The organism is Actinomyces procaprae, from assembly GCF_004798665.1.
Lineage (GTDB): Bacteria > Actinomycetota > Actinomycetes > Actinomycetales > Actinomycetaceae > Actinomyces > Actinomyces procaprae.
On the sequence record NZ_CP039292.1, the window covers coordinates 1,414,835 to 1,436,099 of the forward strand.

The following is a 21,265-nucleotide window of genomic DNA, read 5'->3' on the forward strand; positions in this document are numbered from 1 at the left end:
ACTACAGATAAGGAGGAGAACCTCATGGGCCTTTTCTCCCGCCGCCACCACGACGACGCCGAGGCCGCCGAGGCTGATCAGGAGGAGCCCGCGCGGTCCCCGGCGCAGGACGTCGGCACCGGTCCCTGGGATGCGGCGGACGTCCCCGACGGAAGCGCGCCCGCCGGACGCATCGACCTCGGCGCCCTGCGGGTGCCCGCCGTCGACGGCATGCAGCTGCGTATGGAGCGAGCCGGCCGGGGCGCCGAGGCCTCGGCAGTCGTCCTCATCCTGGGTGGCTCGACCATGGAGCTGCGCGCCTTCGCCGCCCCCCGCTCGGCGGGTATCTGGGACGAGCTGCGCGCGGACATCGCCGCGGAGCTGACCCGGGCCAAGGCCACCTATGAGCTGGTCGACGGCGACTACGGCACCGAGATCCTCGCACAGATGCCGGTACGCACCCCGGAGGGGCGGTCAGGAACCGTGGCCGCCCGCTTCATCGGCGTCGACGGCCCGCGCTGGTTCCTGCGCGGCGTGCTCCAGGGGCGTGCCGCCACCGACGATGGCGCCGCCCGGCAGCTGCGGGAGGTCTTCGCCAACACCGTGGTCGTACGCGACGGCACCGCCCGCCCCCCGCGGGAGATCCTCCCGCTGCACGCGCCGGGCGTGACCGCTGCCCCAGAAGCTGAGGAACTACCCGGCCTGGATCCGCTGCAGCCCGGCCCGACCATCGCCGAGGTGCGATGAGTCGGCGCCCCGGGTCCGCGCTCATACGGCGTGTTGCCGGCGGCCTGCGCGCCGTGCGCGGAGGCCATGGGGATGCGGACGGCGCCGAGCCGGCCCCGGCGCCTCGGCGCGGCGACACCCCCATCAAGGACCTGGAGCCCCGTAGGCGCGCCCGCGTATCGGGCGTACTGCGCGCGGTCACCTACCGGCCCGCCTCCGCTAAGCCGACACTGGTCGGCCAGCTTTATGACGGCACCGGTGCGGTGGACCTGGTTTGGATAGGTCGGCGCACCATCGCCGGTATCGGGCCGGGTGTCCGCCTGCGCGCCGAGGGCATGGTGGTGGCGGGTCGCACCCGCCCCAGCATCTACAACCCCCTGTATGAGCTCATTGGGGAGGACGAATGAACGAGCATCCGGGCGGTGCGACACCGGTGACCCGCGGCGAACGCCCCGAGCGCGCAGGCCACGGAGGGCTCAGAGCCCTGGACGCCGATCGCTTCGACGCCGCTGCCGCCGTTGGCGGCTGGCGCGGCATCCTGGAGTCGGTCGCCCCCACGCTGGTCTTCGTCTGTGTCCTCGCCGTTCGTCCCGACGCGCTGGTGCCCGCCCTGGCCGGCTCCCTGCTGGTCAGCGCCGCGGCCCTGCTTGCGCGGCTGCTGGGACGCCAGCCGCTGACCCAGGTGCTCGGCGGCGGCGCCCTGGCCGTTATCAGCGCTCTGTGGGCGTGGCGCTCCGGAAGCGCCACGAATTTCTATGCGACCGGCCTGGTGATCAATGCCGTCTGGTTGGCGGTCACCGGCGGGTCGCTGCTGCTGCGTCGTCCGCTGGTCGGCCTGCTCCTGGATGCCTGGCATGCCGCCTCCGGCAGCGGACGGGGCGAACAGAGTGCCGCTGTCGCCCGCCGCCACGCGCTGGGCACCGCGATCCTCGCCGCCATGTTCGCCCTGAGGCTGGCGGTGGAACTGCCCTTGTACCTGGCCGGCGAGGCCGCGGTCGGGGCCTTGGGCATCGCTCGGCTCCTGCTCGGCCTGCCCCTGTTCGCTGTGACTGTGTGGTTCGTGTGGCTGGTCGTCGGCCCGGCCCTTAGGCGGGCTCCTGCGCCTGCGCCTCAGGGCTGACCGAGCCCGTCGCCGGGGCCTGCTGCGTGGCGGCGGTGAAGATCGCGGGAACCTCTGCCAACGCGGCCTCGCCCGCCTGCGCGGTCAAGAAGAGGAGCTCATCGCCTCTCTCGAAGCGCTCCTCGTGGCCCGGGCGGATCGGCCGGTAGTCGCGCAGGATCGCGGTGAGCACCGTGTGCGGGGGCAATTCCACGGCGCTGACCAGCTCGCCGATCACGGGGGAGTCGTCCGGCAGCGTCAGCTCGTGCATGAGCGCACCGGACTGGTGGAAGGTGAACACGGGCACCAGGGCGCCGACGCTGACGGCCTCCTCCACCAGTGCCGTCATGATCCGCGGGGTCGACACGGCCACGTCCACCCCCCAGGTGTCGTCGAACAGCCACTCGTTCTTCGGATTGTTCACCCGCGCCACCGTGCGCGGTACCCCGTACTCGGTCTTGGCCAGCAGGGAGATGACCAGGTTGGCCTTGTCATCCCCGGTGGCCGAGACGACGACGTCGCAGTCGCCGGCGCCGGCATCGGCCAGCGAGCCCACGTCGCAGGCGTCCGCCAGCTGCCAGTCCGCCTCCGGCACGGAGGCGATGCGCATGGCGTCGGGGGAACGGTCTATCAGGGTGACGTCATGCCCGTGGCTGATGAGTTCCCGGGCGATCGAGCGCCCCACCGAGCCGGCTCCGGCAATGAGGATCTGCATGCTCAAACCTCCTGTGCGGGCGGGCGGGACAGCGCGCGCTGCAGTGCCGCCAGTTGCGGGGTGTAGGCGGCCAGGTGCAGCCGGTCGTGCTCCTGGATGATGGTGTTCTCCTGCGGGATGACGGCTCCCGAACCACGCGAGATCCAGGCGACCCGCACGCCGAGGCGGTCCTCCAGGGCGCCCACCGTGGTGCCGACCCACGCGGAGGACACATCGGGCTGCACCAGGCCCACCGCCCCTGAGGGATCCATGAGCTCCCGGGCGGTTCCACCGGGGAGCACATGGCGCATCATGTGCTCGGCGGTCTGCCGCACGGTTGCCACCGTGGGAATGCCGAGCCGCTCGTAGACATCGGCGCGGGTGGCGTCGTAGATGCGGGCTACCACATGCTCCACTCCGAACAGCTCCCGCGCCACGCGCGCCGCAATGATGTTGGAGTTGTCCCCGTTTGACACTGCGGCGAAGGCGTAGGCCTCGTCGATTCCCGCCTGCTCCAGGGCATCCCGGTCGAAGCCGATCCCCTTGATCTTGCGGCCGTTGAAGGTGGGCGGGAGGCGCCGGAAGGCGTCGGAGTTACGGTCGATTACGGCCACCGAATGACCCATACGGTCCAGCTGGGTGGCCATGGAGGCGCCCACTCGGCCGCAGCCCATGATGACGAAGTGCACGGGGGCAACGGTACCCCGTCGTCGCACGCTTGGCGCAGGCGGGAGGCGGACGTAGCATCGTCGTTCGTGCGTGACTTCGCCGACCGCGTCAAGCGGCTTCTTGTCGGCCGCCCGGTGCCCGGCCGGGCACCGGGGGAGACCCTCCTCCCCAAACGGATCGCCCTGCCCGTCTTCGCCTCCGACGCCCTGTCCAAGGTCGGGTACGTGCCGGATGCAGTCCTGGTCACCCTGGCGGTAGCGGGTGCGGCCGCAACGGTCGCGGCGCCCTGGATCGCGCTTGCCGTCGTCGGCGTGCTCGTCATTGTGGTGGCCTCCTACCGCCAGACCGTCCACGCCTATCCCTCCGGCGGCGACTACGAGGTGGTCTCCACCAACCTTGGCGACCGGGCGGGGCTGCTGGCCGCCTCCGCCCAGTTGAGCGAGTACGTGCTCACCGCGGCCGTGTCCACCTGCGCTGGTGCCGGCTACCTGGCCGCCATCGTGCCCGCGCTGGACCCCTACAGGGTGGAGATCGCCGTCGGCCTGGTCACTGTCCTGGCGCTGGTCAACCTGCGCGGCGGTCGCGAGCCCGGCGGCGCCCCGGTCCTGCCCGCCTACCTGTTCATGGGTGCTGTAGGGGCAATGGCCGTGGTCGGCCTCATCCAGGAGCTGACCGGCGCCCTGGGGCGGGCCCCCTCCGCATCCTATGAAGTTGTTTCCCAGGCCGGTCGGAACCAGGGCCTCACGGGCCTGGCCGGGGCCTTCCTCGTCCTGCGTGCCTTCGCCTCCGGCAGCGCCGCCCTCGCCGGCGTGAATGCGATCGCCGACGGCGTGCCCTCCTTTCAGCGTCCCAAGTCCAGGAACGCAGCCGCCGTACTGGCGCTGTTCGGGCTCATCGCAGCCGCGATGCTGCTGAGCGTGGTGCACCTGGCCGGGGCTGTCGGTGTGCACATGGTTGAGAACCCCGCCACCGACCTGGTGGACCACGGGGCGCCGCTGGGTGAGGACTACCGCCAGGATCCTGCGATAGGGCAGATCGCGGCGGTCGTCTTCGCCGGCTTCCGTCCCATGTTCTACGTGGTGACCGCGGCTACCGGACTGATCCTGGTGCTGGCCGCGAACACCGCCTTCAATCGCTTCCCAGCACTGGCCGGTGCCCTCGGCCGTGACGAGTTCCTGCCCCGGCAGCTGTCCCAGCGCGGCGACCGCCTCTCCCGTTCCAACGGCATCATCGTGCCGTGGGCGGGCGCGGTGGTGTTCATCGTCGGCTTCCAGGCCAGCCCGTACCGGCTGATTCAGCTGTTCGTCGTCGGCGTGTTCATCTCCTTCACACTGTCCCAGATCGGCATGGTGCACCACTGGAGCCGGGAACTGGCCACCGCCACCGACCCCGGCAAGCGCCGCCGGACGTACCGCTCGCGCATCGTCAACGCCATCGGAGTGGCGGCAACCGGGACCGTGCTGGTGGTAGTCCTGCTGACCAAGTTCACCCGCGGCGCCTGGATCACCGTGGCCATCATGGCGGTGCTGTACCTGGTGATGAGTGCCATCCGCAGCCACTACCGGCGCGTGAGTGAGGAGATCGCCATCGGCGACCTGCACGACGCACGCCCGCTGCCCGCGCACGTGCACGCCATTGTGCTGGCCTCCCGCCTGCACCGGCCGACTCTGAGGGCCCTGACCTACGCGTTGTCCACCCAGCCGACATCCATCGAGGCCGTATCCGTTGACATCGGCGACGGCGGCGCCGCGCGGCTCCTGCGCGACTGGGAGGACGCCGAGCTGCCGGTGCCGCTGACGGTGCTCGACTCCCCGCACCGGGATGTCACCCGCCCCGTCGTCTCCTACGTGCGCAGCGTGCGACGGGACTCGCCGCGTGAGCTGGTGGTGGTGTTCCTTCCCGAGTACCTGGTGCGCCATTGGTGGGAGCGGGCCCTGCACAACCAGACCGCGCGGCGGCTTAAGACCGCGCTGTTGCTCACCCCGGGCGTGGTGGTCGCACCCGTTCCCTGGCGGCTGGGTCCGCTCGGTGAGAGTCACATTCACCGCGGTTCGCGCGCGGGCACGGCCGAGGACATCATGGACGTCGACGTCGCCACCCGCAGCGCGCAGGAGCATAGGCTCGCTCCCTCTCACAACCCGAGTACCAACCGCCCGCCCACGACGCAGGAGAACGCATGAGCCCCCATCGTCGCCCCGCCCCGCCCCGCCGGTCGGCGCCGCTCCCGGCAACCCCCGAATACGTGACGCTGACAGTCGGCGCTCCCGCACACGGCGGCCACTGCCTCGCCCGTCCCGTCGACGACCCCTCCGGGCGCGTCGTATTCGTCCGCCACGCGCTGCCCGGAGAGCAGGTGCGGGCGGTGATGACGGAGAAGAACTCCAAGATCTGGCGGGCCGACACCGTCGAGGTACTGTCCGCCTCGCCCGACCGGGTGCGCCCACTGTGGCCGGAGGCCGGACCCGGGGGAGTGGGCGGCGGGGAGCTGTCCCACGTCTCCCTGCCCGCCCAGCGCACCTGGAAGCGGTGGGTACTGGCCGACTGCCTGCGGCGCATCGGTGGCGCGGCGGTGGTCGACGCCGTCTCCTCCCTGCCGGGCGTCACCGGAGGAGCGGTGCCGATCGAGGCCATGCCGGGTGATGCTGCTGCGGAGGCGGATCCCGATCCGAGAGTGCGAGCCCGTGCCGGTGCCGGGACCCGCACGCGCATCTCGCTGTCGGTCACCGAGGACGGCGAGGCCGGCATGCACGGTTTCCGCTCCGGCACCGTGCTGCCTGTGCGGGAAGTGCCCCTGGCAGTGCGCGCCATCCAGGAGCTTGGACTGATTGAGCGCGCACTGTGGCGCAAGCACTTCCGCCCGGGCATGCGCATCGACGCCGTCGCCCCCAGCGAGGGCGAGCCCCTGGTCCTACTGGAGGGTGGTGGAAGGCGAGCCCGGACCCAGACCGTGCTGACTGCCGCCGGGCGTTCCACCGGCCGCCGGAGGGTCGGCGAGGTGGTGGACGCGGCCGGCCTGGGCCTGGGGAGGCTGCATTACTCCGTGCATGCCGACGGCTTCTGGCAGTCCCACCGCGAGGCCCCGAGCGTGCTGGTGGACCGGGTAGTGCGTGCTGCACTCGGGGAGGAGCCGACCGCCTGCGGCACCCGTGCCGACGACGCCCCGTTGGATACCGCGCGCACCGCCGGCACTCGTGTCCTCGAGCTGTATGCCGGGGCCGGACTGTTCACGCTGCCGCTGGCCGCCCTGGCCGGCGCGGTGCACTCCCTGGAGGGCAGTGGGCAAGCGGTCGGCGACGCCCGCCGCACGCTGCACGACTATACCGGTGCGGAGCTGACCGCAGGTCGTGTCACCCCGGATGCGGTGGCGCAGCTCGGCCGCTTCGAGGCCCACGGCTCCGCCGCAGGAGCGGGCGCCGACGTCGTCGTCCTGGACCCGCCCCGGCAGGGTGCCGGCCGCGGAATCATTCAGGCGGTGGCGGCCTTGAACCCGCGTCGGGTGGTGATGGTCGCCTGCGATCCGGCGGCACTCGCACGCGACCTGGGCGTCTGCCTGGAGGTCGGCTATCGGCCTGCGGCCATGAGCGCCTTGGACATGTTCCCGCACACGCACCACTTCGAGACCATCGCCGTGCTGCAGCGGAGCTGACTGCGGAATGGCCCTGTGCTCCAGCGGCGGGTCCGCGTTTTCGCAACTCCCGTGTGGCGTATGCCGCGGCGGCGGCGCTCCCGAGTCGTGCCGCTGTGCCGCAGGTTGCCGCCGGATGAAGCATCGTCGGCTACCGTGATCGGCAGCCGACTTCACCGCAGTGCATGCAGTGCGCCAGCGCGCACCAGGATGAACAGGAATGAACTTGACGAGTCTTGACACCTTCAACTCCCGTGCCACCCTCGACGTGGACGGGCGCCCCTATGAGATCTTCCGGCTCGACGCCGTCGCCGGCCTGGACCGGCTGCCCTATGCCCTGAAGGTCCTGGCGGAGAACCTGCTGCGCACCGAGGACGGCGCCAACGTCACCGCCGAGCACGTGCGCGCGCTGGCCTCGTGGGACCCTGCCGCCGAGCCCAGCACGGAGATCCAGTTCACCCCGGCGCGGGTGGTCATGCAGGACTTCACGGGCGTGCCCTGCATCGTGGATCTGGCCACCATGCGTGAGGCGGTGGCCGAGCTGGGGGGCGACCCGGAGGTCATCAACCCGCTGGCCCCCGCCGAGATGGTCATCGACCACTCCGTGCAGATCGACTCCTTCGGCCTGTCCACATCTCTGGAGCGCAACAAGGAGCGCGAGTACGAGCGCAATGCGGAGCGCTACCAGTTCCTGCGCTGGGGGCAGGGGGCATTGGCTAACTTCCGCGTGGTCCCGCCGGGCACCGGCATCGTGCACCAGGTCAACATCGAGTACCTTGCCCGCACTGTCTTCACTCGGGAGACCACGGGGGCCGACGGCGCTCCCGTCACCCAGGCCTATCCGGACACCTGCGTGGGCACCGACTCGCACACCACCATGGTCAACGGCCTGGGCGTGCTGGGCTGGGGCGTGGGCGGTATCGAGGCGGAGGCCGCCATGCTCGGCCAGCCCGTGTCCATGCTGATCCCGCGCGTTGTCGGCTTCAAGCTGTCCGGGTCGATCCCCGCCGGCGCCACCGCCACGGATGTGGTGCTCACCATCACCCAGATGCTGCGCGCGCACGGCGTCGTCGGCAAGATCGTGGAGTTCTACGGCGAGGGCGTGGCCGCGGTGCCGCTGGCCAACCGCGCCACCATCGGCAACATGAGCCCCGAGTTCGGCTCCACCGCCGCCATCTTCCCAATCGACGACGTCACCCTGGACTACCTGCGCCTGACTGGACGCTCCGAGGAGAACATCCGCCTGGTCGAGGAGTACACCAAGGCCCAGGGCCTGTGGCACGACCCCTCGCGGCAGGCGACCTACTCCGAGTACCTCGAGCTGGACCTGTCCACCGTGGTGCCCTCCATCGCCGGCCCCAAGCGGCCCCAGGACCGTATCGAGCTGTCCGAGTCGAAGGCCTCTTTCGAGAAGACCCTGCCGACGTATGCCGACGAGGCCCACAAGCCCACGCCGGTCACGCTCGCGGACGGCACGCAGGTCACCCTTGACCACGGCCATGTGGCCATCGCGTCGATCACCTCCTGCACCAACACCTCCAACCCGTCGGTGATGGTTGCGGCCGGGCTGCTGGCGCGCAACGCCGTCGCCAAGGGGCTGCGCTCCAAGCCCTGGGTGAAGACCTCCACCGCCCCCGGCTCCCAGGTGGTCACCGACTACTACGAGAAGGCCGGGCTGTGGCCGGCCCTGAACGAGCTCGGCTTCAACCTGGTCGGCTACGGTTGCGCCACCTGCATCGGCAACTCCGGTCCGCTGCCCGCCGAGGTGTCGGCGGCCGTCAATGACGCCGACCTGGCGGTCGTGTCGGTGCTGTCCGGCAACCGCAACTTCGAGGGGCGCATCAACCCCGACGTGAAGATGAACTACCTGGCGTCCCCGCCGCTGGTGATCGCCTATGCCCTGGCCGGCACCATGGACTTCGACTTCGACACCGAGCCGCTGGGCCAGGACGCTGCGGGCCGGGACGTGTTCCTGGCCGACATCTGGCCCGACCCCGCCGAGGTACAGGCCGTCATCGACGCCACCATCGACCGGGAGATGTACACGCGTGACTACGCCGACGTGTTCGCCGGCGATGCGCGCTGGCAGGGCCTGGACACCCCGGAGGGGGAGACCTTCACCTGGGACGATGACTCCACCTACGTGCGCAAGGCCCCCTTCTTCGATGGGCTGACCATGGAGCTGACCCCCGTGGAGGACGTGACCGGAGCCCGTGTGCTCGCCCTGCTGGGAGACTCGGTCACTACCGACCACATCTCCCCGGCCGGTGCCATCAAGGCCGACTCCCCGGCGGGCCGCTACCTGGCCGCCCGCGGGGTGGCGCGCAAGGACTTCAACTCCTACGGCTCGCGCCGCGGCAACCACGAGGTCATGATCCGCGGCACCTTCGCCAACATCCGCCTGCGCAACCAGCTGCTAGACGGCGTGGAGGGCGGCTACACCCGCAACTTCCTCACCGGTCGGCAGGAGACGATCTTCGACGCCGCACAGGCCTACCAGGAGGCCGGGGTGCCGCTGGTTGTGCTGGGCGGAAAGGAGTATGGCTCCGGCTCCTCGCGTGACTGGGCGGCCAAGGGCACGGCCCTGCTCGGGGTCAAGGCGGTCATTGCCGAGTCATTCGAGCGCATTCACCGTTCCAACCTCATTGGCATGGGCGTGGTGCCGCTGCAGTTCCCCGTCGGCGAGTCGGCGGCCACACTTGGCCTGGACGGCACCGAGACCTTCTCGATCACCGGCCTGACGGCTCTGAACGACGGCGTCACCCCTCGCACTGTCACGGTCACGGCCCGGCGGGACGACGGTGAGCAGGTCGCCTTTGAGGCGACTGTGCGTATAGACACCCCCGGTGAGGCGGATTACTTCCGTAACGGCGGCATCCTGCAGTACGTGTTGCGCGGCCTGGCGCGCGGCGACCAGCGGTAGGAGGCGGCCCGCCCGCCGCAGTCTCGGTCCTCAGCGGAGGGCGCACCGGCGTCCACAGGTGTGTTTCATGCCAGGTGCCGCGGGTGCTCTCCACACCTCCGCTGCGCACATTTCGCGATTGCGTCAGTATCTTGCGATGTCTCGGTGCTTGGCCGGCTCAGTCCGGGTCGGCCGAACACCGGCGTCACTGGCGCGAACGAGGTGCGCTAAGGGAGAGGAGACGACAATGGATGGGATATGGGGAGCGGGCTGGAGTCCGGATGGGGATGTGGACGACGCCAACGGTCGGCCCGCACCGCATGGGGGACTCGGCGAGCTGGCGAATCGCCCCAAGGGGCTGGTTTCCACCATCGGGGGGTTGATGCCGGTTGATCGTCCGGTGAAACTGTCTGAGACTGTGGCGGCCAACGTTCGCCTGGAAGCAGCGCGAGTCGGAGTTACCCAAGGGGACCTGGCTCGCGAACTCGGCTTGTCCCGTTCGGCAGTTTCCCTGCGCTACACGCATAGAGTCGCCTGGCGTATTGATGAACTCGAGCGTGTCGCCTGGTACTTGAACCTACCGGTCACCGACCTGTTCGCCCCTCCGGAGGCGAGGCGGCGGCGTACCACGTTCTTTTAGCTGCATCGCAGCGATGCTTCGGGCTCCGGTTGTCTGCCCATGCGTCCCCCTGTGGGTGCTGCTCGCCTGCCTGTGGGCACTGGTCGTCTGCCTGTGGGCACTGGTCGTCTGTCTGTGGGCTCTGCTCGTCTGTCTGTGGGCTCTGCTCGTCTGTCTGTGGGTGCCGGTTGTCCGCCCGCCCCGTGCGCCCGCCCGCGCCTCGGGCGGGAATGCGGATTGAGGTGTGTGAGATCGGGTGGAAACATGCGAGCCTGGCTCACGAGGATAGTGCTGGGGTGGACAGTGTAGGGCTGGCATGGATCGGCGTGACTCATGGTGGTGGGGCCGCCTGCGACCAGGTGGCGCGGCTAACGAGTCTGCCAGGAGCATGCTTGGTCAGGAATCGTCACGACATTCCAGATCCGCACTCGGGGGTCGTGTACGGGGTTGCGGTGGTTGGCCCGTGCTTGACGATGTGGCTGTGCGCTACGCCTATTAGGGGTCTGCCACGCCATTTGGTGGGTTACTGAGCGTCGTCGGGGCAGGTGGTGGCTTGGGTGTCTGGTGCTGGTGCGGGCCGGTTGGTCTGGTGGGGGCTGGTTGGTCTGGTGGTGGCTTGGGTGTCTGGTTCTGGTGCGGGGCGGTTGGTCTGGTGGGGGCTGGTTGGTCTGGTGGTGGCTTGGGTGTTTGGTGCTGGTTGGTCTGGTGGTGGCTTGGGTGTTTGGTGCTGGTTGGTCTGGTGGTGGCTTGGGTGTTTGGTGCTGGTTGGTCTGGTGGTGGCTTGGGTGTTTGGTGCTGGTTGGTCTGGTGGTGGCTTGGGTGTTTGGTGCTGGTTGGTCTGGTGGTGGCTTGGGTGTCTGGTTCTGGTGCGGGTCAGTTGGTCTACTGGTGGCCCGGGACCCGGGTGCTGGGGCTGGCGCGGTCGCCGGTGACTGCATAGGCCAGGGATGACAGCGCGCGTAATGGAGCGCAGGGGTTGGGTAGCAGGGATGGGGGCCGGCGGGTGACACTACCTGTAGCGTGCGCGACCCCTCAGGCCGGGGCGCCCGAACCCTCAGGCCAGGGCTCCCGCCCCCCCGGGCCGGGGCGCAGCTCCTCGACGCCACCTTCACCGGCCGCACCTGCGAGCATCAGAAGCTCCCTTTGGCGGGAGGTTCATTGAGCCGTTTTCGCCAGGCTCGGCGGCTCGGGGGAGCAGATCGGTGCGATGTTGCGGGAAGACTGAGCCGGGAGTGCGCGCGGTGCAGTGCACGCGGGGGTCCGCACCACCTTGCGCTGGCCTGGACCTCCCCGTCATCAGGCGAACTCTGGACAGCCTGAGGGACCTCCTGGCGAGGGAAGGCGCATTCAAAGAGGGTTCTGCCAGCGCGTAGTTCCCGCATGCTCCCCACGTGCACGCGAAGAAGGCGCGGTTGCCTCGCCGCGTCCGTGGCGCTGTGAAGATTCATCCGGAGCGCTCGCTCTCGCAGCGTTACGTTAATTACGTAAATACAACGTTGCCTTTTTGGTGTGGTCACGCGGTTTTCGGCGTGTCATACATTACTGCGATTTGCGTGATCGGCGTGAGCTCAGCTTGCGCCGATCACGCTGCGCTGACCCTGCTCGGATACGACTACATGGGGCGGTCGGGTGAGCCCGAACCTGCCCTGCTCAACCGCAGAACAGGGCCCGGCGAAGGGTGTCGAGCCGACCCCCGAGAGCGCCGGAAGCATGCGATTACGCCGACGTCGTCGTCGGGAGTGCCGGTGGCTTGCCAGGGCGGGACGGACCCCGGAGGGCACCCCGGCCGGGGTGCCTGCGGACTAGGTGTGAGTGCACGGAATTGTCGGGACAAAGGCGCTCGCTCGGAGAATTCGGCGTGTGAGTGTGCTCACGGATCTGACTCGGCGTCCTAAAGTCGGACCTGAGCGAACGCGGCCCCGATACGGGCGCCGGGCGAGGAGGCCAAATGTTCCAGATCCGAATCCACGGTCGCGGTGGCCAGGGAGTGGTGACTGCGGCAGACCTACTGGCGTACGCCGCCTTCAAGGAGGACCGGTACGCCCAGGCCTTCCCGTCCTTCGGCTCCGAGCGCACGGGAGCGCCGGTGGTCTCCTACTGCCGGATCGACACCCGACCCATCCGTACCCACGAGCCCGTGCTCGCCCCGGACGCCGTGATCGTCCAGGACCCCACCCTGCTGGGCGTGATTGACGTCTTCGCCGGTCTGCGAACCGGCGGCTATGCACTCATCAACTCCGCCAAGTCCTTCGACGACTTCGACCTGGACCCGGCCACGGTGGCCGCCGTCCCTCCGGAGCACCGCCTGACGGTGCCCGCCACTGACCTGGCCATGGAGCACCTGGGGCGGCCACTGCCCAACGCCGTCCTGCTCGGAGCATTCACCGCCGTAACCGACGTCCTCGGCATCGAGTCCCTGTGCGCCGCCATTTCGGACCGCTTCTCGGGAAAGGTCGGCGAGCGAAACATCGCCGCCGCCCGGGCCGCCCACGAAATCATCGTGGACAAGCTGGCGCGCGAGCCCGCCGACTGCCGAACCCAGACTGACAACAACCACGAGGAGGAAGCCGGTGCTGCGTGAAATAGAGGGCTCCAAGGCCGTGGCCGCCGCCGTGGCCGCTTGCCGCCCGGATGTGGTGTGCGCCTATCCGATCTCACCGCAGACGCACATCGTGGAGGAACTGTCCCGGCTGGTCAAGGTGGGTGAGCTGGACTCCGAGTACGTCAACGTCGAGTCCGAGTTCGCCGCCCAGTCCGTCGCCATCGGCGCCAGCGCTGTGGGCGCCCGGGCCTACACGGCCACCGCATCTCAGGGACTGCTGTTCATGGCGGAGGCCGTGTACAACGCCTCCGGCCTGGGCCTGCCGATCGTCATGACCGTCGCCAACCGCGCCATCGGCGCCCCCATCAATATCTGGAACGACCAGTCCGACACCATGAGCCAGCGCGAGTCCGGCTGGCTCCAGCTCTTCGCCGCGGACAACCAGGAGGCCGCCGACCTGCACGTTCAGGCCTTCCGCATCGCCGAGGAGCTGAGCCTGCCGGTCATGGTCTGCATGGACGGCTTCGTCCTCACCCACGGCGTCGAACGCGTGGACGTGCCCGAACAGGAGCAGGTGGACGCCTTCCTGCCCCCGTTCCAGCCCGTCCAGAGCCTCGACCCGAAGGATCCCGTCACCATCGGCGCGATGGTCGGGCCCGAGGCCTTCACCGAGGTCCGCTACCTGGCACACCGCAAGCAGCAGGCGGCCCTCGAGGTGGTTGACCGCGTGGGCCGGGAGTTCGCCGCGGCCTTCGGCAGGCAGTCCGGCGGCCTCCTGCACGCCTACCGCACCGAGGGCGCCGAAACCATTGTCGTTGCGCTGGGGTCGGTGACCGGCACGCTCAAGGACGCCGTCGACACCCTCCGGGACGACGGCGTACCGGTGGGCCTGGTGGCGCTGACCTCCTTCCGTCCCTTCCCGGAGGCCGCCATGGCGCGTGCGCTGGCCGGGGCCGGGCGGGTGGTGAGCCTGGAGCGCGCCTTCTCCCTGGGGCGCGGCGGCATCGTCGAGGAGGACCTGCGTCGCGTCCTTTGGAACCGTGCGGGCGAGGTCGCCCTGACCACGGTTGCCGCAGGCCTGGGAGGCCGCGACATTACCGCGGCCTCCCTGGTGGAGGTACTGCGCCGCGCCGACCGCGGCGAGCTCGCCCCGCTGGAGTTCTTGGACCTGGATGAAGCCACCGTTGCCGCCCACCTGGCGGCCGTCGGCCCCCGCACGGAAGGAGCAGCATCATGACGACGTCGACCACCGCCACCACCGCACCACAGCAGTCGGAGGGTCGGACCCGTTTCTACCAGGTCGGCTCCTTCGCCGTCGGCAACCGGCTCCTGCCGGAGGTCCGCTCCCTCCAGTCCAGCCGGGAGCGGAACAACACGCTCACCTCCGGGCACCGCGCCTGCCAGGGCTGCGGGGAGGCCTTGGGCGCCCGCTACGTGCTCGACGCCGCCACGGCGGCGGCCGAGCAGGCCGGAGGCAGCCTGGTCACCGTCAACGCCACCGGCTGCCTGGAGGTCTTCTCCTCGCCCTACCCCGAGTCCGCCTGGCGCCTGCCCTGGCTGCACTCCCTGTTCGGCAACGCACCCGCCGTCGCCACCGGCGTGGCCGCGGGGCTGAGGGCCAAGGGGCGTGACGACATCCGGGTGGTCGCCCAGGGCGGCGACGGCGGCACCGTCGACATCGGCTTCGGCTGCCTCTCCGGCATGTTCGAACGCGGCGACGACGTCCTCTACGTCTGCTACGACAACCAGGCCTACATGAACACCGGGGTGCAGCGCTCGGGCGCCACCCCACCGGCGGTTCGCACCGCCACCACGCAGGCGGTGGGAGACGCCCCGGGCAACGTGTTCGGCCAGGGCAAGGACGTGCCCCGCATCGCCATGGCCCACGAGATCCCCTACGTGGCCACAGCCACCGTCGCTGACCTGCACGACCTGGAGCGCAAGGTCGCCTACGCCATGAGCCTGCACGGTCCCCGCTATATCCACGTGTTCGTCCCCTGCCCCCTGGGCTGGGGGTCGAAGTCCTCCCACACCGTGCGCATCGCCCGCCTGGCAGTGGAGTCGGGGCTCTTCCCGGTCTTCGAGGCCGAGCACGGCGAGGTCACCGGGGTCAGCCCCATCCGCCGCCAGGTGCCGGTGGAGGACTACCTGGTGCTCCAGCGTCGCTATGCCCACCTGTTCCGACCCACCCGGGACGAGCAGACGATCGCCCGCATCCAGGCCATCGCCGACCGCAACATTCGTCGCTACGGCCTGCTGGGGCATCCCGATGCGGTCCCTGTCCTGAACGACGAGGTCACGGGCGCCGCCTCCACCCTGGGGGCACGTGCGGACCTCAACGACGCCCCCAAGGAGGACTGACATGACCACTATTACTGCTCCTGAAGCCGCGTCCGCCGGGGGTGGCGCCGGAAAGGTCCGTCCCTTCGCCATCACCCTGGCCACGGCCTCCTCCCTGGAGAACAAGACCGGCGCCTGGCGGGTGGAGCGCCCGGTCTACCGCGACTTCCTCCCGCCCTGCAACGACGCCTGCCCCGCCGGGGAGAACATTCAGAAATGGCTCTATGACGCCGAGGACGGCTCCTACGAGCGGGCCTGGCGCACGCTCATGCGCGACAACCCGCTGCCCGCCGTCATGGGCCGCGTGTGCTACCACCCCTGTCAGACCGCCTGCAACCGCGGCAAGGTGGACGAGGCCGTCGGCATCAACGCCGTCGAGCGCTTCCTGGGCGACGAGGCGCTGCGCCAGGGGTGGCAGCCCGACCCGTGCGCGCCGGATACCGGTAAGCACGTGCTGGTGGTCGGGGCCGGCCCGGCCGGGCTCAGCGCCGCCTACCAGCTGCGCCGGCGCGGACACGCCGTCACCGTCCGCGACGCCGCCCCCAGGGCGGGCGGGATGATGCGGTACGGCATCCCCGCCTACCGCCTGCCCCGCGATGTGCTCGACGCCGAGATCGCCCGCATCGAGGGCATGGGGGTCCACTTCATCCTGAACAGCAAGGTCGATAACATCACCTCCGATCTGGACTCCGGCGAGTTCGACGCCGTGTTCCTGGCCATCGGCGCCCAGGTCGGGCGGCGCACCTACATTCCGGCCGGTGAAGCCGCCCGCATCCTCGACGCCGTCACCCTGCTCAAGGACGTGGAGGACGACCGTGAGGCCGGCGACGACGCCGCCGACCAGCTGATGCTGGGGCGGCGCGTGGTGGTTTACGGCGGTGGCAACACGGCCCTCGACGCCGCCCGCACCGCCAAGCGCCTGGGCGCCGAGGAGGCGATCATCGTCTACCGGCGCACCCGCGACCGCATGCCCGCCCACGACTCCGAAGTCGTTGAGGCCCTGGAGGAGGGCATCCAGATGCGGTGGCTGTCCACCGTCCAGCACGCCGACGCCGGCAAGCTGCGCATCGAGAAGATGGAACTGGACGAGACCGGCTTCCCCCAGCCCACCGGTCAGTTCGAGGACCTGGAGGCCGACTCCCTGGTCCTGGCCCTGGGGCAGGAATCCGACCTGGGCCTGGTCGACGGGGTGGAGGGGCTGACGATCAAGGACGGTGTGGTGCAGGTCGATGAGCAGTTCATGACCGGCCACCCGGGACTGTTCGCCGGCGGCGACATGGTGCCCTCCCAGCGCACCGTCACGGTCGGCATCGGACACGGCAAGCAGGCCGCCCGCGCCATCGACGCCTACCTGCGCGGCGAGGTCTACCAGCACCCGGAGCGTCATCCGTTGGCCCAAATCGGTGCTATCAACGCCTGGTACTACTCCGACGCGCCCCAGCAGGTGCGCGAGCGCCTGGAAGGGGCCCGCCGCTCCCAGACCTTCGACGAGGTCGTCCAGGGACTCAGCGCGGATGACGCCCCTGTTCGAGGCACGGCGCTGCATGAGCTGCGGCAACTGCTTCGAGTGCGACAACTGCTTCGGGGTGTGCCCGGACAACGCCGTGATCAAGCTGGAGCCCGGCAAGCGCTACGCCTTCAACTACGACTATTGCAAGGGCTGCGGCATCTGCGTGGAGGAGTGCCCCTGCGGCGCCATCGAGATGGTCCCGGAGCTGAGCTGACGGCGCCTCGGCCGGCGTCAGCCGGGGGTCACGCCCAGGTTCTCGATCACCTCGGCGCCGGGCAGGGCGGCAAGCAGGACCCCGGGCACCAGTAGCTTGGAGTGGCGCACGCCGGAGCCGATGAGCATCGTGTCGCGCGCGGCCACCTGCGCGTCGATCAGCAGCCGCCAGTCGGCGGGCAGGCCGACCGCGGGGTGATGCCGCCGTAGGCCATGCCGCTCATCTCCACGGCCTGCTCCATGGGCAGGAAGGACGCCTTGCGCACGTCGATGAGCTGCTTGACCAGGTGGTTGACGTCGGCGAAGTCGGTGGCCCGCACCACGCAGGCCGCCAAGCGCCGCTCGCCCGTGCGCTTACCCGCCACCAGTACGCAGTTACCGGTGGCCTCGGGGTTCAGCGAGTACTCGGCGTTCAGCGCGTCCGTGTCGGACAGGGAGGGGTCGATCTCCACCACCTGCGCCGCAGCAGCCAGGTCATGCCCCTCCGTGGTGTCGGCGAGGGCCCGTAGCGCTGCCGCCACGGGCGGGGCGAGCAGGTCCGTGCGCTCCAGGGCGGGCTGCCAGCCGAGCGTCTCGGCGAAGACATCGGCGGGTTCACGCAGTTCGGTCATACGGCACAACCTCTCAATTCTGGGCGGCGGGAGGAGCCCTGGCCAGAGGGGAGCTCCGCAGGGAGTCTACGGCGCAGTTGTCCCACAGCGGTGATCAACAGCGGGAATGAACCGGTGCATGTGCGGCGTTGCCACCTGCGACAACAACCGATCGAGGCACGCGCGCCTCACGAGCACCGCCGCGGACCGGAGGCCCGAGTGGGCATGGGACCGGCACGGGAAGACCGAGGAGAAGTACATGGGCGACACCACCGCCGTCACCGCGTCCCCACAGGTCCAGGAGGTCGATCTACTCGTCGTCGGAGGGGGTAAGGCAGGCAAGTCACTGGCCATGCTGCGTGCCCGCAAGGGCGACAGCGTAGTCATGGTTGAGCGCGACAAGGTCGGCGGCACCTGCATCAACGTCGCCTGCATCCCCACCAAGACCCTGATCTCCTCCGCCCGCGTCCTGCACCAGGTCCAGGGTGCGGCCGCCTACGGCGTGTCCCTGCCCGAACTGGGCGCCGACGACTCCAGCTCACGCGACGACACCGCGCTGCTGACCCGCGCCCGCATCGACATCTCCGCGCTGCGCCGCCGCAAGGAGAGCGTCGTCGGCGGCATGGTGGCGGCCCACGAGACCATGTTCGCCGACTCCGGGATGGACTTCGTCCGCGGCACCGCGCGCTTCGTGGCCCCGCGCACCGTTGAGGTCACCACCGCCGACGGCGCCGTGCGCCGGGTGCGCGGCAGCCGTGTCCTGATCAACACCGGCACCACCCCGGCCATCCCCAGTATTCCGGGCCTGGCCGACACCCCCTACTGGACCAGCGAGGACCTGCTCACCCTGCCCGAGCTGCCCGGGCACCTGCTCATCCTCGGCGGTGGGGTCATCGGCGTGGAGATGGCCTCCCTGATGGGAATGCTGGGTGTGCCCGTCACGCTGCTCCACTCCGGGGAGCACGTGCTGAACCGGGAGGACGACGACGTCGCCGCCGAGGTCACCGCCGGCCTGAAGGCGCTCAGCGTGGAGGTCCTCACCGGCGCCCGCGTGAGCGCCGTGCGTTCCTCGGCCCGCTCCGGGCCGGTGGTGGTGCGCACCGAGGACGGCCGCGAGGCCACCGGCTCCCACCTGCTCCTCGCCCTGGGACGGACCCCGGTCACGGCCGGGCTGGGCCTGGAGGCGGCCGGCGTGGAACTGACCGAGCGGGGCTTCGTGCGCGTCGACGACCACCTGCGCACCACCGCCGACGGTGTCTATGCGGCCGGAGACGTGGCCGGCACGCCCATGTTCACCCACGCCTCCTGGAACGACTTCCGGGTGCTGCGCGACCTGCTGGACGGCCGCGACGCCTCCACCGCCGGACGGGTCATCCCCTGGACCGTGTTTGCCACCCCCGAGCTCGGGCACGTGGGCCTCACCGAGGCCCAGGCACGGGCCGCCGGGCACAACGTGCGCGTCGCCAAGACCCCCACCGCCGCCGTTCCCCGCGCCAAGACGCTGGGCGCCACCGCCGGCTTCTACAAGGTGATCGTCGACGCCGACACCGACCAGATCCTCGGCGCCGCCATCATCGGTGACAGTGCCGGAGAGGTCATCACCGCCGTCCAGGTGGCCATGCTCGCGGGCATGCCCTGGCAGCAGCTGCGGGACGCCCCCATCTCCCACCCGACCATGGGGGAGGGGCTCAACATCGTCCTGGACTCACTGGGCTGAGCCGCACCTCGCGGCCGGACGCCGCGGCGGCGTCAGGGCCGGAGAGTGCTGGCGCCCCAGACCCTCCGCGAGCCACAGCCCACACGTTCACTGCCCCGCCGCCGGGAGGCCGGCGGGGCAGTGGCAGGATGTCCTGCGTGCTTCACGTCGTCTTCTTCGAACCCCGCATCCCGGGCAATTCCGGCGCCGCCATCCGCCTGAGCGCCAACACCGGGGCCATGCTGCACCTGGTTGATCCCCTGTTCGACATGGATGACGCCAAGCTGCGTCGCGCCGGCCTCGACTACCACGACCTGGCCCGCACGCGCGTACACGCCTCCTGGGAGGAGTGCCTGGAGCAGCTGCCCGGGCGTATCTTCGCCTTCACCGCCCACACCGCCACTCTTTACACCGAGATCGCCTGGCGGGAGGACGACGCGCTGCTCTTCGGCCCCGAACCCACCGGCCTGCCCGAGTCGATCATGGAGCACCCGCGCGTCACCGGACGCGCGCGCATCCCCATGCTTCCCGACAGCCGCTCGCTCAACCTGGCCAACTCCGCCGCCGTCGGCCTCTACGAGGCCTGGCGCAGCCTCGGCTTCCCCGGCGCCGGCTGACAGGCGCCTCAGAGCATCCGGCCGGGGCGGACCGAAAGGTCCTCGACGACGGCATCCAGCGGCATATCAACCGCCACCCGCACCGACGCGGCTACCGATTGCGCCGTCATATGATCCGCGGCGCGGTAGGGACGTCCCGCTCCGCCGTCGACGGCTCCCTCCACCATGGAGGCATTCTTGTGGTGCAGGCGCCGCTGCATCGGGGTATCAACCCGGCCGGGATAGATCGTGGTGACGCGCACACGGCCGCGTTCCTCCTCCCGCAAACCGTCGGCAAAGGCCCGCAGCGCGTGCTTGGAGGCGCAGTAGAGGGTCTGCCCCGGCCATACGCGCAGCCCCCCGCCGGAGTTAATGAGCACCACCAGCCCGCGCGCCCCGCGTAACGGATCCAGCAGCAGGCGGGTCAGATGCGCCGGGGCGACCACATTCAGATCCAGTACCCGCCGCCACTGCTCGGCAGTGAGCTCCGCCAGTGCGGCAGCGGACTCCATGCCGGCCGAGTGCACGAGCACGTCGAGCAGCTCCAGGTCCAGATCCTCCATCGCAGTGGCCACGGCCGCGTCATCGGTAAGGTCCAGGGGCAGGGTCCTGACCGAGGCGCCGTGGGCGGCCCTGAGCGCGTCGGCGCACGATTCCAGGTTCTCGGCGCTGCGCGCCACGAGGACCAGATCGTGGTCCCTGGCCAGGTCGCGGCAGATTGCCAGGCCGATGCCGGATGTGGCTCCCGTGACCAGCGCGAGCGGGCGTCGGGAAGTCACTGCGGGTCCTGGAGGAACGGGGCGGCGCCGGGCTCGCCCGGCTGGGAGTAGGTGACCGTCAGCAGCGCCCTGGCAATGGCGTGGAAGGAGCACTGGGCGGCCACAACCGTCGCCGAGGCGTCGTCGTCGAGCCCGAGGGTGTCCACGTCCAGGGCGTGGACGGCGAAGATGTAGCGGTGGTCTCCATCACCCGCCGGCGGGTAGGGGCCGGACCAGGCGTGCGTGCCCGAGTCGTTGATGGCGTGGAAGGCGGCGCCGTCCAGCTGGAGGTCGGATTCCCCCACGCCCTGGGCCAGTGAGGTCACCGATACGTCCAGGTCCTGCACCGTCCAGTGCCACCAGCCGGCGGGAGAGGGGGCGTCCGGATCGAAGCAGGAGACGACGAAGGAGCGGGTGGCGGCCGGGAAACCCGACCAGTGCAGCTCGGGGGAGATGTTCTCATGTACCGCGGTGAAGTGATCGGGCATGCGCTCGCCGTCGACGAGGTCCGCGGAGGCCAGTGTGAAGACGGGGAGCGCGGGAAGCGATTCGTAGGGGAAGGGCGGGCGAGTACGGGTCAGGTCTGCGGTCATGACGGGCCTCCTAAGGGCGGATGAAGCATCGGTCGGGGCGGCCGACCAGGCGGATGCCAACCACTGTAGACGCGGCCTCCTAAAAGATACGTGTCAGCGGGGGAGGCTACTCTT

At 70.1% G+C, this 21,265-nt stretch carries 17 protein-coding genes and 2 pseudogenes; 14 read left to right on the forward strand and 5 right to left on the reverse strand.

The window, feature by feature from the left end; genetic code table 11:
- Window positions 1-24 precede the first annotated feature (24 nt).
- Genes E4J16_RS05580 through E4J16_RS05590 form a run of 3 tightly spaced genes read left to right on the forward strand, consistent with a single transcriptional unit; the run spans window position 25 to window position 1,825 of the window.
- On the forward strand, window positions 25-726 hold the full coding sequence (locus tag E4J16_RS05580) for a DUF3710 domain-containing protein (RefSeq protein ID WP_136193876.1): 702 nt from the start codon (window positions 25-27) through the stop codon (window positions 724-726).
- A complete protein-coding gene (locus E4J16_RS05585; protein WP_136313477.1) occupies window positions 723-1,112 on the forward strand; it encodes an OB-fold nucleic acid binding domain-containing protein in 390 nt (129 codons plus the stop codon). Before E4J16_RS05580 ends, E4J16_RS05585 begins: the two co-directional genes overlap by 4 nt.
- A complete protein-coding gene (locus E4J16_RS05590; protein ID WP_136313478.1) occupies window positions 1,109-1,825 on the forward strand; it encodes a DUF3159 domain-containing protein in 717 nt (238 codons plus the stop codon). Before E4J16_RS05585 ends, E4J16_RS05590 begins: the two co-directional genes overlap by 4 nt.
- Here the strand turns inward: E4J16_RS05590 and E4J16_RS05595 are convergent.
- Together E4J16_RS05595 and E4J16_RS05600 are read right to left on the reverse strand one after the other, a co-directional pair.
- Window positions 1,791-2,519, reverse strand: a complete 729-nt coding sequence (locus E4J16_RS05595; RefSeq protein ID WP_136193879.1) for a potassium channel family protein — start codon at window positions 2,517-2,519, stop codon at window positions 1,791-1,793. The two genes, E4J16_RS05590 and E4J16_RS05595, sit on opposite strands and share 35 nt — an antisense overlap.
- Window positions 2,520-2,521: 2 nt before the next feature.
- The gene (locus tag E4J16_RS05600) at window positions 2,522-3,187 is read right to left on the reverse strand and encodes a potassium channel family protein (RefSeq protein ID WP_136193880.1); all 666 of its coding nucleotides are present in this window, start codon (window positions 3,185-3,187) and stop codon (window positions 2,522-2,524) included.
- A gap of 66 nt (window positions 3,188-3,253) precedes the next feature.
- Here E4J16_RS05600 and E4J16_RS05605 point away from each other — a divergent pair, with 66 nt between their 5' ends.
- The 9 genes and pseudogenes from E4J16_RS05605 (at window position 3,254) to E4J16_RS15670 (ending at window position 16,919) form a co-directional block, all read left to right on the forward strand.
- Entirely contained in the window at window positions 3,254-5,347 is a 2,094-nt protein-coding gene (locus E4J16_RS05605) for an APC family permease (protein WP_136313479.1), read from the forward strand.
- On the forward strand, window positions 5,344-6,813 hold the full coding sequence (locus E4J16_RS05610; RefSeq protein WP_136313480.1) for a class I SAM-dependent RNA methyltransferase: 1,470 nt from the start codon (window positions 5,344-5,346) through the stop codon (window positions 6,811-6,813). Before E4J16_RS05605 ends, E4J16_RS05610 begins: the two co-directional genes overlap by 4 nt.
- A gap of 205 nt (window positions 6,814-7,018) precedes the next feature.
- Window positions 7,019-9,715, forward strand: coding sequence for an aconitate hydratase AcnA (gene acnA / locus E4J16_RS05615; RefSeq protein ID WP_136193883.1), 2,697 nt, complete (start codon window positions 7,019-7,021; stop codon window positions 9,713-9,715).
- Between the two features lie 361 nt (window positions 9,716-10,076).
- A complete protein-coding gene (locus E4J16_RS16325; protein WP_476692237.1) occupies window positions 10,077-10,334 on the forward strand; it encodes a helix-turn-helix domain-containing protein in 258 nt (85 codons plus the stop codon).
- Between the two features lie 1,927 nt (window positions 10,335-12,261).
- Entirely contained in the window at window positions 12,262-12,894 is a 633-nt protein-coding gene (locus E4J16_RS05625; RefSeq protein WP_136193885.1) for a 2-oxoacid:acceptor oxidoreductase family protein, read from the forward strand.
- The gene (gene porA / locus E4J16_RS05630) at window positions 12,884-14,092 is read left to right on the forward strand and encodes a pyruvate ferredoxin oxidoreductase (protein ID WP_136313481.1); all 1,209 of its coding nucleotides are present in this window, start codon (window positions 12,884-12,886) and stop codon (window positions 14,090-14,092) included. The genes E4J16_RS05625 and porA overlap by 11 nt, the downstream gene beginning before the upstream one ends.
- A complete protein-coding gene (locus E4J16_RS05635) occupies window positions 14,089-15,216 on the forward strand; it encodes a thiamine pyrophosphate-dependent enzyme (protein ID WP_136193887.1) in 1,128 nt (375 codons plus the stop codon). Before porA ends, E4J16_RS05635 begins: the two co-directional genes overlap by 4 nt.
- A 1-nt stretch (window position 15,217) precedes the next feature.
- Window positions 15,218-16,657: pseudogene (locus E4J16_RS05640) on the forward strand (NAD(P)-binding protein); the annotation flags it as partial.
- Window positions 16,658-16,739: 82 nt separating this feature from the next.
- Window positions 16,740-16,919, forward strand: a complete 180-nt coding sequence (locus E4J16_RS15670) for a 4Fe-4S dicluster-binding protein (protein WP_240038405.1) — start codon at window positions 16,740-16,742, stop codon at window positions 16,917-16,919.
- 17 nt (window positions 16,920-16,936) lie between these two features.
- On the opposite strand, the pseudogene E4J16_RS05645 reads toward E4J16_RS15670, so the two are convergent.
- Window positions 16,937-17,529: pseudogene (locus tag E4J16_RS05645) on the reverse strand (YbaK/EbsC family protein).
- A gap of 238 nt (window positions 17,530-17,767) precedes the next feature.
- Between E4J16_RS05645 and E4J16_RS05650 the strand changes: the two are divergent.
- A complete protein-coding gene (locus E4J16_RS05650) occupies window positions 17,768-19,225 on the forward strand; it encodes a dihydrolipoyl dehydrogenase family protein (RefSeq protein WP_136313482.1) in 1,458 nt (485 codons plus the stop codon).
- A 137-nt stretch (window positions 19,226-19,362) separates the two neighbouring features.
- Window positions 19,363-19,821 carry a tRNA (cytidine(34)-2'-O)-methyltransferase gene (locus E4J16_RS05655; protein WP_136193891.1) on the forward strand — a complete coding sequence of 153 codons (459 nt, stop codon included), beginning with the start codon at window positions 19,363-19,365 and terminating at the stop codon, window positions 19,819-19,821.
- 8 nt (window positions 19,822-19,829) lie between these two features.
- Here E4J16_RS05655 and E4J16_RS05660 read toward each other — a convergent pair whose 3' ends face one another.
- Both E4J16_RS05660 and E4J16_RS05665 read right to left on the reverse strand, forming a co-directional pair.
- Window positions 19,830-20,579, reverse strand: coding sequence for an SDR family oxidoreductase (locus E4J16_RS05660; RefSeq protein WP_136193892.1), 750 nt, complete (start codon window positions 20,577-20,579; stop codon window positions 19,830-19,832).
- The gene (locus E4J16_RS05665; protein WP_136313483.1) at window positions 20,576-21,151 is read right to left on the reverse strand and encodes a YbhB/YbcL family Raf kinase inhibitor-like protein; all 576 of its coding nucleotides are present in this window, start codon (window positions 21,149-21,151) and stop codon (window positions 20,576-20,578) included. Before E4J16_RS05665 ends, E4J16_RS05660 begins: the two co-directional genes overlap by 4 nt.
- Window positions 21,152-21,265 lie beyond the last annotated feature (114 nt).

What these genes read in the sequence shown, in the direction of transcription:
- E4J16_RS05580 (WP_136193876.1), top strand. Translation starts at nt 25, where the DNA reads ATGGGCCTTTTCTCCCGCCGCCACCACGACGACGCCGAGGCCGCCGAG.
- E4J16_RS05585 (WP_136313477.1), top strand. Translation starts at nt 723, where the DNA reads ATGAGTCGGCGCCCCGGGTCCGCGCTCATACGGCGTGTTGCCGGCGGC.
- E4J16_RS05590 (WP_136313478.1), top strand. Translation starts at nt 1,109, where the DNA reads ATGAACGAGCATCCGGGCGGTGCGACACCGGTGACCCGCGGCGAACGC.
- E4J16_RS05595 (WP_136193879.1), bottom strand. Translation starts at nt 2,519, where the DNA reads ATGCAGATCCTCATTGCCGGAGCCGGCTCGGTGGGGCGCTCGATCGCC.
- E4J16_RS05610 (WP_136313480.1), top strand. Translation starts at nt 5,344, where the DNA reads ATGAGCCCCCATCGTCGCCCCGCCCCGCCCCGCCGGTCGGCGCCGCTC.
- E4J16_RS16325 (WP_476692237.1), top strand. Translation starts at nt 10,077, where the DNA reads ATGCCGGTTGATCGTCCGGTGAAACTGTCTGAGACTGTGGCGGCCAAC.
- E4J16_RS05625 (WP_136193885.1), top strand. Translation starts at nt 12,262, where the DNA reads ATGTTCCAGATCCGAATCCACGGTCGCGGTGGCCAGGGAGTGGTGACT.
- E4J16_RS05635 (WP_136193887.1), top strand. Translation starts at nt 14,089, where the DNA reads ATGACGACGTCGACCACCGCCACCACCGCACCACAGCAGTCGGAGGGT.
- E4J16_RS15670 (WP_240038405.1), top strand. Translation starts at nt 16,740, where the DNA reads ATGAGCTGCGGCAACTGCTTCGAGTGCGACAACTGCTTCGGGGTGTGC.
- E4J16_RS05650 (WP_136313482.1), top strand. Translation starts at nt 17,768, where the DNA reads ATGGGCGACACCACCGCCGTCACCGCGTCCCCACAGGTCCAGGAGGTC.
- E4J16_RS05665 (WP_136313483.1), bottom strand. Translation starts at nt 21,151, where the DNA reads ATGACCGCAGACCTGACCCGTACTCGCCCGCCCTTCCCCTACGAATCG.